Source organism: Variovorax defluvii, assembly GCF_039541515.1.
GTDB classification, from domain to species: domain Bacteria; phylum Pseudomonadota; class Gammaproteobacteria; order Burkholderiales; family Burkholderiaceae_C; genus Variovorax; species Variovorax defluvii.
The window spans coordinates 17,405-29,724 of the sequence record NZ_BAABGJ010000081.1; the positions used below are offsets into that span (position 1 = coordinate 17,405).

Annotated in this window: 12 protein-coding genes; 3 read left to right on the top strand and 9 right to left on the bottom strand. The window is 64.9% G+C overall.

Annotated features, from left to right (window positions below; genetic code table 11):
• Window positions 1-11: 11 nt before the first annotated feature.
• The 9 genes from ABEA07_RS25575 to ABEA07_RS25615 all read right to left on the bottom strand — a co-directional run bounded on the left by ABEA07_RS25575 (window position 12) and on the right by ABEA07_RS25615 (window position 9,511).
• The gene (locus tag ABEA07_RS25575; protein WP_345541441.1) at window positions 12-812 is read right to left on the bottom strand and encodes an SDR family NAD(P)-dependent oxidoreductase; all 801 of its coding nucleotides are present in this window, start codon (window positions 810-812) and stop codon (window positions 12-14) included.
• A 69-nt stretch (window positions 813-881) separates the two neighbouring features.
• A complete protein-coding gene (locus ABEA07_RS25580) occupies window positions 882-1,751 on the bottom strand; it encodes an IclR family transcriptional regulator (RefSeq protein WP_345541443.1) in 870 nt (289 codons plus the stop codon).
• Window positions 1,752-1,780: 29 nt separating this feature from the next.
• On the bottom strand, window positions 1,781-2,788 hold the full coding sequence (locus ABEA07_RS25585; protein ID WP_345541445.1) for a Bug family tripartite tricarboxylate transporter substrate binding protein: 1,008 nt from the start codon (window positions 2,786-2,788) through the stop codon (window positions 1,781-1,783).
• Window positions 2,789-3,085: 297 nt separating this feature from the next.
• A complete protein-coding gene (locus tag ABEA07_RS25590) occupies window positions 3,086-3,655 on the bottom strand; it encodes an SRPBCC family protein (RefSeq protein WP_345541446.1) in 570 nt (189 codons plus the stop codon).
• Window positions 3,656-3,925: 270 nt separating this feature from the next.
• Window positions 3,926-4,651: a TetR/AcrR family transcriptional regulator gene (locus ABEA07_RS25595; RefSeq protein ID WP_345541447.1), complete on the bottom strand. Its 726-nt coding sequence runs from the start codon at window positions 4,649-4,651 to the stop codon at window positions 3,926-3,928.
• A gap of 51 nt (window positions 4,652-4,702) precedes the next feature.
• Window positions 4,703-7,168 (bottom strand): xanthine dehydrogenase family protein molybdopterin-binding subunit, encoded by a 2,466-nt coding sequence (locus tag ABEA07_RS25600; RefSeq protein ID WP_345541448.1) that lies wholly within the window; start codon window positions 7,166-7,168, stop codon window positions 4,703-4,705.
• The gene (locus tag ABEA07_RS25605; RefSeq protein WP_345541449.1) at window positions 7,168-7,656 is read right to left on the bottom strand and encodes a (2Fe-2S)-binding protein; all 489 of its coding nucleotides are present in this window, start codon (window positions 7,654-7,656) and stop codon (window positions 7,168-7,170) included. The genes ABEA07_RS25600 and ABEA07_RS25605 overlap by 1 nt, the downstream gene beginning before the upstream one ends.
• Before the next feature lie 26 nt (window positions 7,657-7,682).
• Window positions 7,683-8,546 carry an FAD binding domain-containing protein gene (locus ABEA07_RS25610; protein ID WP_345541451.1) on the bottom strand — a complete coding sequence of 288 codons (864 nt, stop codon included), beginning with the start codon at window positions 8,544-8,546 and terminating at the stop codon, window positions 7,683-7,685.
• 50 nt (window positions 8,547-8,596) lie between these two features.
• On the bottom strand, window positions 8,597-9,511 hold the full coding sequence (locus ABEA07_RS25615; protein ID WP_345541452.1) for an SMP-30/gluconolactonase/LRE family protein: 915 nt from the start codon (window positions 9,509-9,511) through the stop codon (window positions 8,597-8,599).
• A gap of 197 nt (window positions 9,512-9,708) precedes the next feature.
• Between ABEA07_RS25615 and ABEA07_RS25620 the strand changes: the two genes are divergently transcribed.
• From ABEA07_RS25620 to ABEA07_RS25630, 3 genes are all read left to right on the top strand, one after another.
• Window positions 9,709-10,005 (top strand): hypothetical protein, encoded by a 297-nt coding sequence (locus ABEA07_RS25620; RefSeq protein ID WP_345541453.1) that lies wholly within the window; start codon window positions 9,709-9,711, stop codon window positions 10,003-10,005.
• 104 nt (window positions 10,006-10,109) lie between these two features.
• On the top strand, window positions 10,110-11,093 hold the full coding sequence (locus ABEA07_RS25625; RefSeq protein ID WP_345541454.1) for a Bug family tripartite tricarboxylate transporter substrate binding protein: 984 nt from the start codon (window positions 10,110-10,112) through the stop codon (window positions 11,091-11,093).
• A 103-nt stretch (window positions 11,094-11,196) separates the two neighbouring features.
• Window positions 11,197-12,198 carry a cyclase family protein gene (locus tag ABEA07_RS25630; RefSeq protein WP_345541455.1) on the top strand — a complete coding sequence of 334 codons (1,002 nt, stop codon included), beginning with the start codon at window positions 11,197-11,199 and terminating at the stop codon, window positions 12,196-12,198.
• Window positions 12,199-12,320: the final 122 nt, after the last annotated feature.

Sequence of the window (12,320 nt, forward strand, 5' to 3'; positions counted from 1 at the left end):
CGTGGGCGCGATCAGATGTACCCATAGGCCGACCAGCCGCCGTCGACTGCCAGCACCTGCCCGGTGATGTGCGCGCCGCGGGGCTCGCACAGGTACACGACTGACTGGGCGATGTCTTCGGGTGTGCCCAGCCGTTGCTGCGGCGTGCGCTGCCTGAGCGCGGCCAAATCGATGCGCCCCTCCGAATCCAGCGCTTCCAATAGCGGGGTCTGCACGTAGCCCGGTGCCACGCAATTGACGCGCACGCCCTTCGACGCCCACTCGATGGCCAGCGTCTTGGTGAGCATGGCCACCGCCGCCTTGCTCACGCAATAGCTCAGGCGCTCGGGCGCCGCCACCAGCGAGTAGATCGATCCGACGTTGACGATGGCGCCCTGGCCACGCGCCACCATGCGCCTACCCGCGGCTCGCGCGCAGAAGAACACACCGTTGAGGTTGATGCCCATCACACGCTGCCACTCCGTGTCGTCGATTTCCAGTGCTGCCCGGTTGCCGCTGACGCCCGCGTTGTTGACCAGCAGGTCGAGGCGCCCCCAGCGTGCGTCCAGCGTGCTGAATGCGGCGTCGACCGAAGCCGAGTCGGACACCGAAGCGGCAATGGTGAAGGCCGTGCCACCCTTGTCCGCAATCTGACGGCAGGTTAATTCCGCGCTCTGCACGTCGATGTCGAGGATCGCGACTTCGGCACCAGCGTCGGCCAGCGCCAGGGCGGTTGCGCGGCCGATGCCCGTCGCACCTCCAGTGAGCACGGCACGCAATCCCGCGAGAGACTGCAACGTGGCGTTAGGTTGTTGATCAGATGCTTGTGACATGGGAATGCTCGGTTGGAGAGACTCCGGGGCCGCTGCGGCGCCCTGCGGCGCTGCCAGACCCTTCCGGGGTCAAGTGGTTGACTCGGCGTCGGATGCTGGCGACTCGACGTCTTGCCCTGCATGGCGGCGCAGCACTTGCAGGTAGTGTTCGAAGCGCTCCTCGAACCGGTCGGCGGGCGCTGACAGGCCGATCGCATAAAGGGGGCTCGCGGCCATGGGCACCGCCACACAGCGCAACCCCAGCGCAAACTCCTCCCGGTCCACGGCGTAGCCGTCGATGCGGATGCGCTCCAGTTCGACGCGCAACTGCGCCGCGCTCGCGATGGTGTGCGGCGTCAAGCGCGTGAAACGGTGCCCACGCAGGTACTCGGCACTCTGCAGCGGCGGTGCCAGTGCCAGCAACAGCTTGCCGGCGGCGCGCGCATGTGCATGACCGCTGAAGCCATGGGGAACCTCGGCTGCATGCACCGCGGCATTGCCGCGCGCCGAACTGAGCACCACGATCTCCCCGTCTAGCCAGCCGACGGCATAAGCGGTCTCACCGGTGTCATTTGCGACCTGCCGCACCACGGGCGCGAACCGGCCTGGCGCGTCCAGCTGACGCTTGAAGCCCTCCACCAGCGTCGCCATGGTCATGCCGGCCACGAAGCGGCCCTGCGCATCCTTGCGCAGGATGCCGGTTTCCGAAAGCGTGTGCAGCAGGTGGTAGGTGACCTGGCGTGGGAGGCCCAACTGCTCCGCGATCTCCTTGGCGTGCAGACCATTGTCGCTGCGTGTCACGGCAACGAGGATGGCCACGCAGCGTGCGGCGGTCTGCACGCGCGGCCGCGCATCCGCTTCCGGATCATCGCGCTGAGGCGCCGGCAGGGCCACGGTGGCCCAAGGTGCCGCCGGAGTGGCATCCACCGCTTTCCTCGCCCGTCTCGGTTCAACCTTCATACGGCGTTCCTCTGCTGCCGATAACCGCCTCAATCCGCCTGGATGTTGTTTTCCTTCACGATCTTGCCGAACATGGCGTGGTAATCGCGGGTCATGTTCGCAAGCGCCTCGGGCGTACCACCGCCAGGTTCGTCGCCACGCTCCAGGATGGCTTTGCGGGTTGCAGGATCTACCAGCGCCGTGTTCAATGCGGCATTTGCTCGCTTGATGATGGCAGGCGGCAGATTGGGCGGGCCATAGAGGCCGATGAACGCATAGATTTCGAAATCCTTCAGGCCGCATTCGGCGGCGGTCGGGACATCGGGAAGAGCCGGTACTCGAGTCTTGCTTGTCGTCATGATCGCCCGCAGCTGCCCGGATTTGATGAACGGCGACACGACCGACACCGCATCGAACATGGCGGCGACCCGCCCGGCAATGAGGTCCATTGCGGCCGGGCCGGAACCCTTATAGGCCACATGGTTCATGCTCGGCTTGCCGAGTCGCTCGCGCAGGATCTCGGTGGTCACGTGGGTGATGCCGCCAGCGCCCGAAGTCGCGTAGTCGATGCCACCCTTGGTCTCCTTCACCATCTGGACGAACTGCTTGAAATCCTTCACCGGCGATGTAGCCGGCACCAGCAGCACCAGACCCGAGGTCAGCATCGTGCCGATCGGCGTGAACTTCAGCGGGTCCGGCATCTTGGCCTTGGTGTAGACGTGAGGTGCGATGGTGATCGCCACGTTGCCCGCCAAAAGCCGGTAACCGTCGGCGGGCGCTTGCAGCACGTATTCGGAGCCAATGGCGCCGTTGGCTCCGGCCTTGTTGTCGACGATCACCGGTTGACCGAGGCTGCTCTGCAAGCCGGCGGTCAGCGCACGGGCAATGAAGTCGGTTTGGCCGCCCGGCGGGTACCCGACGACCAGCGTCACCGGCTTTGTGGGCCAATCGGCCTGTGCCAGTGCAGGCGAGCCGTGCAGGAGCGTGGCCCCAGTCGCTAGCGTTGCCCCGATGGCTTGTCGCCGGGTCATTCGGAGGTTCAGGGTCGAATTGGGCATGGTGATTGTCTCGTCTAGAGGAGGTTGACTGTGGGCCGGACGCAGAGCATCGAGTGGACGACGGGCTGGTGCTCACTGCACCATCTGCCGCGCGGACTGAAGGTTCGCCGAGCCTGTGAAGGGCGTCAAATATCGGCCGAATCATCAAATGTTGATACTCGCCGATCACGAGCTGACAACAAAACATGGAGGAGTGCCTGCCCATAAAACCGGGGACGCACACTCTGCATGTGACATCTGCATCGACAGGCTTAGCGCCCTTCGACGCCGTGGATCGACTGCGGCTCAGGCCTGGGCTCAGCGGAAGCGGCGCTTGAACCAGCGGCGGACCATCAGCCACAGCAGTGAGGTTGCGCTGAGGGGTCGGGCGGACGGCGACGCCGGGGCCACGGTCTCTGTCTCGGTCTCTGGTTGGTTAGCCGCCGCGGCCCGGAAGTTGTCGCTGAACTGCACGAGGATGGCGTCCGAGGCCGGGCCGATGAGGCGCCCGCTGAACTGCGCTAGCTTGCCACCGACCGACATCGTCGCCGAGCCGACCAGCGTCGAGTGACCCGGTCCGTCGCCCGGCACCACGCTGGCCGTGAGGTTCATCGATGCCGACGATCCCGTCTGGTCGTTGGCCTTGCCGAGCAGCTGGATTTCACGTCGCGTTGGGTCGATGGACAGCACCTCGATCTCGCCGGAGAACTTGAGCACCGCCGGCCCCACCCTGCTGACCACCATGCCCTTGTAGCGCCGCGCATCCAGCTGTTCGGTGATTTGTGCGCCAGGCATGCACGCAGCCACCGCCCGCACGTCGCTCAGCAGGGCCCAGCTACGTTCGATCCCCGCGTCCAGCGGCACCTTCTTGTCGATCGTCACTTCCATCTCAGAGAACTCCTTGTTCCGTGGCCCTTGCATCGGCGTCCGCGCCTCGGGGTCTCATTCGGTTGAAAAAGTCTCCCTTGAGGGCCCGTAGCTCCATCAGGCGGGCGTCGCGCCAGCGTGTACGCTCGGCATGGCGGTCGATCGGCAGCCTGCGGCTCCAGGATGCGCTAGCTGCGCACCGGTACAGTGCGAGCCTGGGCCCGAGGGAGCACGAGAACAGGTGCGCGAGCCGGCCCGCGCAAGAGCGCGCGGCGCCGCAGGCCGGGAACTTCAGTCCCGGGCAGCGACGCGCAGCGCCTTGAAACCGCCGGCGATGAACGGCACCAGATGCGCCAGGATCTCGTCCGGCTCGCGAGGCTTGGCCGGCGGCTGATTCAAGATGCGCTCCCAGCGACCCGTATTCGCGCTGACGAACAACATGGCCGAGACCATGTAGAGGAAGCCGTCGACCAGGCTCTCCTGCGGCAGGTCGGGCAGCGCTCGGGCGAACTCGGCGAGGTAGCTGCGCGCCACATCGTTTGTGTGCCGCTCGATGACGTCCACTCCACGGGGCGAGTTGGCCAATCGCCCCATCAGCGTCGCGAAGTTCCGCCAACCCTGGTCGCCGTGGCTGGTCGCCTCGATGAAGGGCTTCACGTAGCAGATGATCAGCGTGTCCAGCGGCAGCGGGCGTCCGCCGCGCACTGCCAGCGCCTCCGCCAGCATCTGGCCGCGCTGCGAGTTCAGCACCGACAGACGCCGGCCGACGACTGTCTCGAAAAGCTCGTCCTTGCTGCCGAAGTGGTAACCCACCACAGCTGCCTGCACGCCTGCACGCGCGGCAATGTCGCGAATTGAACTGCCGTCGTAGCCCCCATCGGCGAAGAGTCCCTCCGCATGATCGAGGATCGTGAGCCGCGTCTCCTCGGCACTTCGGCCGGCCGGTCGCCCGATCGGATTGGCTGCGGCTCGCCGTGCAGCACGGCTGCTCCCGGGTGCATCGTCGGTGTGCGGCATCCTCGTGGCCATAGTCCGTAGTGTATGCGCCGCTGACGAGCCCCTCGATCATCACGCGCCTTTGGCTTGCCGGATGAGGGACCGCAGCCGGGGCGGCGGCACCGGAACCTGCATGATTTCCACGCCGAGCGGAGCCAGCGCGTCTTCGATGGCGCTGGCCAGCACGGCAGGCGCCGACATCCGGCCACCTTCACCGCCACCTTTGATGCCGTACTCCGTGAACGGCGACGGCGTCTGCAGGTGGGCCGTGCGGATTGGGGGCACGTCGTGCGACGACGGCAGACAGAACTGTCCGAAGTTCGCGTTGACGAACTGGCCTTCGGCGTCGTAGATGAACTCCTCCATCAACGCCGTGCCGATGCCGTTGGCGGTACCGCCCACGACCTGGCCGTCCAGGGTCTGCGGATTGACGACCGTGCCGGCGTCGTGCACTGCGGCGTAATCCAGGATCTTGACCTGGCCGGTCTGCTCGTCGACTTCGACCACCGCGATGTGGCACTGGTGACCCATGATCGGATAGAAGATCCCCAGGTGCTTGCGCTCGGGGTGCGGCTCCGTGGCCACTGGATGATCGTAGACGCCCGTCGTCTCGAGCCCGGTGTCGTACTCCGGCGTGTCGGGAAAGGCCTTGCGGAAGAAGTTGGCCATGATCGCGATCTCCGCGATCGTCTTCGTGCGGTCGGTACCCTTCACCCGCACGGCGCCGTCCACCACCTCCACATCTCCGACGGAGGCCTCCATCAGGTGGGCGCCGAAACGCTTGAGCCGGTCCTTCAGCCGGTACGACGCTGTGACACATGCCCCGGCGATCATCACCGTGAATCGGCTTCCATTGGACCCGATCCCATTGAAGCCCGTGTGCGAGTCGGAGTAGCCGATCGCGACGTCCGTGGGCGCGACGCCGAACTGCTCGCACAGGATCTGCGTCACCATCGTCTCGGAACTGGTTCCGATGAACGGGGTCTGGAGCTGGCAGTAGATATGGCCCGATCCGTCGATGCGTAGTTGCACGCCTTCGGGCGCGCTGGTCAGCGTGAAGCCCGGAGTCTTCACCGGGTTCAGGAACCACCACTCGGTGGGCGAGTACACGCTGCGCTCCTGGCACGTTGCCAGGCCGATGCCGATGCGCCGACCCTGCGCCCGCGCCTCGGCTTGGCGGGCCTGCCACGCGGGCAGGTCGATCAGTGTCTTGGCCTTGTCCAGAACCGCCTGATAGTTGCCGCTGTCGTAGATGTTGCCCGTCGGAATCATGTACGGGAACTCGTCCGGCTGGATCATGTTCTTGCGCCGCAGTTCCTCGCGGTCCATGCCCAGCTCGCGCGCGGCCACGTCGACCAGGCGCTCGATGACGAAGTTGCCGCATTCAGCGCCGAAACAACGGTACGGCCCCTGCTGGCACTTGTTGGTGAGCACGGCGATCAGTCGCATGCCCACGCTGTTGATCTTGTATGGCCCGACCACCTGCGCGAGCGGGTTGCCGTTGGTGCCGACGCTGAAGTGCAGGTAGGCGCCGTAGTCGTCGACCACCTTGAAGCGAAACGACAGCATCGTGCCGTCTCGCTTGAGCGCCAGCTCGGCGTCGTAGCGGCGATCCGGCCCATGGCCATCGGAGTTCAGGAAGTGCTCGAGGCGGTCTTCGATGTACTTCACCGGACGCCCGGACAGGCGCGCCAGGCCGGCGGTCATGATGATGATTTTGTGCAGCAGCACCTTGGTCCCGAAGCTGCCGCCATTGGTCACGCCCACGAGCTTCAACTTGGTCGGGTTTACTTTCAGGCAGCCGGCGATCACCCACGGGATGAAGTTGCCGAAGGCGCTGTTGCTCGTGACGGTGTAGCCGTTCGCGTCGTCGTACTCGGCGATGGCGCCGCATGTCTCGATCGGCGTGCCCGCAGCCCGGCCCCACACCATCTGCCGCCGCACCACCAGATCGGCCTTGGCGAAGTCATCCTGCACCGGGCCCCAGTCGAAGGACTCGTCATAGGCCACGTTGGAAGCCCGCTCGGTGGGGTGGATGATGGCGTCGCCGGTAGCGAGCATCGCCTGCTCGGGGTCGCTGTTGGCAGGCAGGACCTCGTACTCGACCTCGATCAGGTCGACCGCGTCCTCGGCGATGTAGCGGTCGTCCGCTACGACCGCGGCCACCACCTCGCCGACGTGCCGCACCTTCTCGATCGCCATCGGGTGCTGGGTGATCGGGGGACTGGCGAACGACACCGCGCTGACCGCAACCTCGTGCAGTTCGCGCCCGGTGATCACTGCGATGACGCCCGGCAGCGCCTCTGCACGGCTCTTGTCGATGCTCACGATTCGGGCGTGTGCGTGCGGGCTGCGCAGCACCGCTGCGTGCGCCATGTTCGGCACGCTCAGGTCGTCGATGTAGCGCCCCTTGCCGGTCAGCAGCTTGGGGTCTTCGACGCGCGGAATGCTCTTGCCGATCCACTTCGCGCCGGAACGCGCCGGCTCCCGCTGCCGGCTGGGCGGAATGATGTTGTCGGCCAGGTGGGGGCTCTTCATCACGTGGTCTCCTTGGCAGCACGGAGCTTGGCAGCGGCCGACATCACGGCCGCGACGATGTTCTGGTAGCCCGTGCAGCGGCACAGGTTGCCCGAGATGGCCTCGCGCACGTCTTCCTCGGTGGGCGAGTCATTGCGGTCGAGCAGTTCCTTGGCGACCATCAACATGCCAGGCGTGCAGAAGCCGCACTGCAGGCCATGTTCTTCGTGGAAGGCCTGCTGGATCGGGTGCATCGCGTTGGCCGTGCCCAGGCTCTCGACGGTGTGCACGTTGCAGCCGTCGATCTGCGCCGCAAAGGTCAGGCAGGAGCGCACCGTGCGCCCGTCCACCATCGTCGTGCAGGCACCGCACACGCCGTGCTCGCAGCCGACATGGGTGCCCGGCAGCGCCACCTGATGGCGCAGGAAATCACTGAGCAGCAGACGGGGCGGCACCTCCGCTTTCCGTTGCCGCCCGTTCAGACAGAAGTCGATCTTGACCGGTTTCATGGACTTGTCTCCTTCGGACGGTTCGGTCAATTTGCGCGACCGGCCGCATCGGCCAGCGCACGGCGCGTGAGCACTTCGATGAGTTCGCTGCGGTACTCGCCGGAGACCATCAGGTCGCCGCTGGGCGAGACGTTGCGCCGGGCTTCTTCGCCGGCGCGCTGGAAGGTCTGCTCGGCGGCCGGCTGCCCGACCAGGCTGCGTTCGACGGAGTCGAGCCGGACCGCACGCCCTCCGATACCGGCAGCACACACGGCCGCCGTCGCGATGCGACAGCCCTGCACCGTCAGCAGCGCACCGACGCACACATAGGCAAAGTCACCCTTGCGGGTGCTGACTTCGTGGAAGCCCCAGCCCTGCCCCGCAGGGGCGACGGGAATGCGCAACTGCACCAGCATCTCGTCGCTGCGCAGGGCCGTCTCGTACAGGCCGATGAAGAACTGTGCCGCCGGCACTTGCCGTGTGCCCGCAGGCCCCTGGACTTCCATCATCGCCCCCAACGCCAGCATCACCGCCGGCATTTCCGAGGACGGATCGGCGTGGCACAGGTTGCCGCACAAGGTTCCGCGGTTGCGGATGGTTCCGTGGGCGACGAACTCGTAGGCCGCGGTGATCAGCGGGCATGCCTCGCGCACAACCTTCGACTGTTTGACGTCCTCGTGGCGCGCCAGGAACCCGATGATGAGTTCATTCCCCTGCCGCCGCACGTAGTCGTGCCCAGGGATGCGGTTCACGTCCACCAGGATGCCCGGCTGGGCGAGGCGCAGGTTCATCATTGGCACAAGGCTCTGGCCGCCTGCCAGCACCTTGGCGTCGCCATTGCCCTGCGCCAACAGGGTGATGGCAGCCTCCACGGTGTCCGGTCGCGAGTATTCGAACGGTGCGGGTTTCATCCTGTCTCCAGTTGTTGGTCCACGAAGGGAAGGCGTGACGTGCGGGCGGGTCAGCCCGCGAACTTGGGTTCCACCAAACCACGAATGCCCAGTCCCTTGATGCGGAACAGGGCCCCGGCCGAGAACTGCGGCTTGGCTTCGACGGCGAAATGATCGTGAGTCTTGGGATGCGAGACCCGGCCCATCGACGTGACGTAGATCTCGTCCAGCCGGTCGCCGCCGAACATGACGCTGGTGATGTTGCGCACCGGCATGCCGATGCGGCGCTCGAGGGCGCCGTCGGGCGTGTAGCGGATCAGGTCGCCCGAAATGACCTGGGCGTTCCACACGCACCCTTCGGCATCGACCGTGGACCCATCGGCCAGCCCCGCGTCGCCGCTGGTGCTGGCAAAGTCACGCTTGTTGGACAGCGTTCCGCTTTCGATGTCGAAGTCGTAGCGGTACAGGGCCTGCTTGAAAGAGTCGGCGAAATAGAAGGTGCGATCGTCCGGGCTCCAGCACGGACCGTTCGAGCAGATGATGTCCCGGTCGACTTCGGTGACGCGGAAGTCGGGATCCAGCCGGTACAGGCTGCAGACGGCGAGTTCCTCCTCGTCGTCCATGCCGCCGGCGAAGAAGCGCCCGCGCCGGTCGCACTTGCCATCGTTCAGCCGCACGCGCCCGCCGTGAGTATCCACCCGGTGCACCACTTCGCACTCGCCGGTGTCGAAGTCGAACAGGTAGAAGCCGTCGCTGGCTGCCAGCACGGCACCGCCGTGTGTACGCAATGCCATGGCCCCGACATCCATTGGCAGCGACCAGTGGCGCGTGGCGCCGCTGCGCGGGTCGAGCTGCCAGATCGAGGGCTTGCCCACCCTACGGCCGGTGCAGTCCAGCCAGTAGAGGAGGCCGTTGTCAGCGTCCCAGACCGGCCCTTCGCCCAGGTGGTTGTCGCACTGGAAGACGCATTCGATCGTGTATCCCATCACTGACCTTCGGTATTAAATTGGTCGAATGATGAATTAACGCGGACTGGCGAGCATTAGGGCTTCTACCAGGGTCGCCCTTGCGAGAGGCCCAAGCGGGCCGGAACGTCGACACCGCCTCCACGAGCTGGCCGGCCTAGCGTCTGAGCCTTTCCGCGGCACCCCGGCTCTGCTCGGCGAGCGCCCGGTTCTGCCATGTGGTCTTCCCCAAGGTGCGCCACCGACTGCGCGACGTGCTCGATGCTGGTGGCCTGCTCGGCGCGGCATTGCTGTTCTCGCTGACGATGCTGCTGACCAGCCGACCGCGAGCCGATCTGCCCCATGGTTTTGCCCGCCTGCTCCACGTTCAGCCGCCCTGCCTCGACGCTTTCGATGCTGGCCTGATGCGCGCCTTGATCCTCTTTCGCGGTCCCACTCTCTTGAGGGCAAAGCACGGTGTCGCTACGAATGACGCCCCGCTTGGCGGACCGGGTCATCTGCGCCTCTTAGGGTAAGTACGGATGGAATACGCCCGATCAGCTCGCAAACTAACTATTCATACGACTGAGTAATTAAGCCGGACTCAACTAAAGGAGAACGTTTTGAAAAGAGGTTCCCATTGATCGAAGCCAGACGTCACCTGTTGAAGGTCGCTGGAGCTGCGTTTTTAGGCACCATGGGCTCGATGATGTCAGCCGCCTGGTCGCAAAGTAGGTATCCCAGCAAGGTGATCAAGACGGTCGTGCCGTTCCCGCCCGGAACCTCGCCTGACGCGATTGCCCGAGTTTGGGCGCACGCGATGGGGCGCCATCTGGGTGGAACCATCATCATCGACAACCGCCCCGGAGCAACTTCGGTCATCGGCACCCAAGCCGTTGCTACTGCTCCCGCTGATGGATACACGCTGCTGTACACGGTCCAGAACACCTTCTCGATCAATCCGTTCGTCTTTCCGTCTCTTCCCTACAAGCCGTCTGACTTCGTGCCGGTCAGCCAGATCTGCGGGGTTCCGATGGTGCTCATCACCGGGGCAGGTTCGGGCATCAACTCCTTTCAGGAAATGGTGCAGCGGGCTCGCAAGCGGCCCGAGTCGATGAACTTCGCCAGCCTGGGCATAGGTCAGAGTACGCATGTCGCAATGGTCCGTCTCATGCGGTCGATCGGCATCGAAATGACCCACGTCCCATACAAGGACGGGGGTGTGGGGGACGTGATGGGCGGCGCTGTGGACGTGTCCTTCGAGTCCAGTACGGTGGCCCTGCCTTTGATTCAGGCAGGGAAGCTTCGCGCCTTGGCGGTTTCAAGCGCCACTCGCCTTGAACTGCTGCCGGAGGTGTACACGCTTCCAGAGCTGGTGCCAAATTTCGCTGCGGCCGACTCCTGGCAAGGACTGTTCGTCCGGAATGGCACGCCGTCTGACGTCGTTGCGACTCTCGTCGCCGCGTCGCAGTCGGTCACCGGCTCGGAAGAATTTCAGAGGCGCTTGCGCGAATCCTCGCTGATCCCGGTAGGCAACACGCCGGCGGAATTCGCAAAGGTCCTCGAACAGGAATCCCGCGCATTCCAGCAGTTGGTTCGCGAGAACAACATCCGGGTCCAGTAGACAGACCGTACGGTAACCGAATGTCCGATTCGGAACGTCGGCCCCCGGCGTTCCGAGAACAGATTCGCATTGCCCCACGATGGGGTGCAAATTGGAGATATGAATGGAAAGAACTTCTAGTGAACATCTGCGTGGCATCCGCGCCAACGAGCTCGATCGAGGCCTCACGCGCGCCGACGTTGAGGCGATGGCCGAGCGCGTATCCAACTGGGGCAAGTGGGGGCCCGACGATGAACTCGGCACCCTCAACTACGTCGGTCCCGAAGAATTGAGAGCGGCCGCAGCGCTGGTTCGCAAGGGCAAGGCTATTTCCCTTGGACTGGACTTCAACCTCTTCGGCCCCCAAACGACCGGATGGGGTGGACGCTTCAATCCCATTCATACGATGCTTGCCACGGGCACGGACGCTGTTGCAGGTGTCCAGGATGCGGGTGGCGTTCGGTATGCCGACGACATGGTGTCAATGCCATTGCAGTGCGGGACCCAGTGGGATGCACTCGGTCACGTGTTCTACGGCGACAAGATGTGGAACGGATACGAAGCGCGGCTGGTCGATTCTGCGGGTGCGAAGAAGAATGGCATCGAGAAGACCCGGTCCCGCATGGTGGGCCGCGGGGTGCTTCTGGACGTTGCCCGGTTCAAGGGAGGTGACTATCTGTGCGACGGGTACGGAATCAGCAACGCTGACCTGGATGGCTGTGCGAAACACCAGAAGGTGGAAATTCGGCGAGGCGACTTCGTCATCGTCCGGACTGGACAGATGGAGGAGCGTCTGGCGCGCGGGAACTGGGATAAATACGCTGGCGGGGACGCTCCTGGCCTGCGGTTCGAGACGGCGGCGTGGATCCATGAACGCCAGATCGCTGCCATTTGCGCCGATACCTGGGGCTGCGAAGTGCGGCCGGGCGAGGTCCGGGAGACGAACCAGCCGTGGCATTGGGTCGTGATCCCGAAGATCGGGATCACCATGGGCGAGATCTTCAACCTGAAGGAACTGGCCGACGACTGCTTGGAAGACGGCGTGTATGAGTTCCTCTTCTGTGCGCCGCCCCTGCCCATCACCGGGGCAGTCGGCTCGCCGATTAACCCGATCGTGCTGAAGTGATTGCTGTCGTAGGCCGCGCTCACCAGGTCGGCCCGTCTCTCGCAATGGCCCGCCCTGGGAGTGTCTAAGCTTTCTGAGTTCAGGCGCTGACGCTTTTCCACCGCGACGGTCGGCGCTTACCA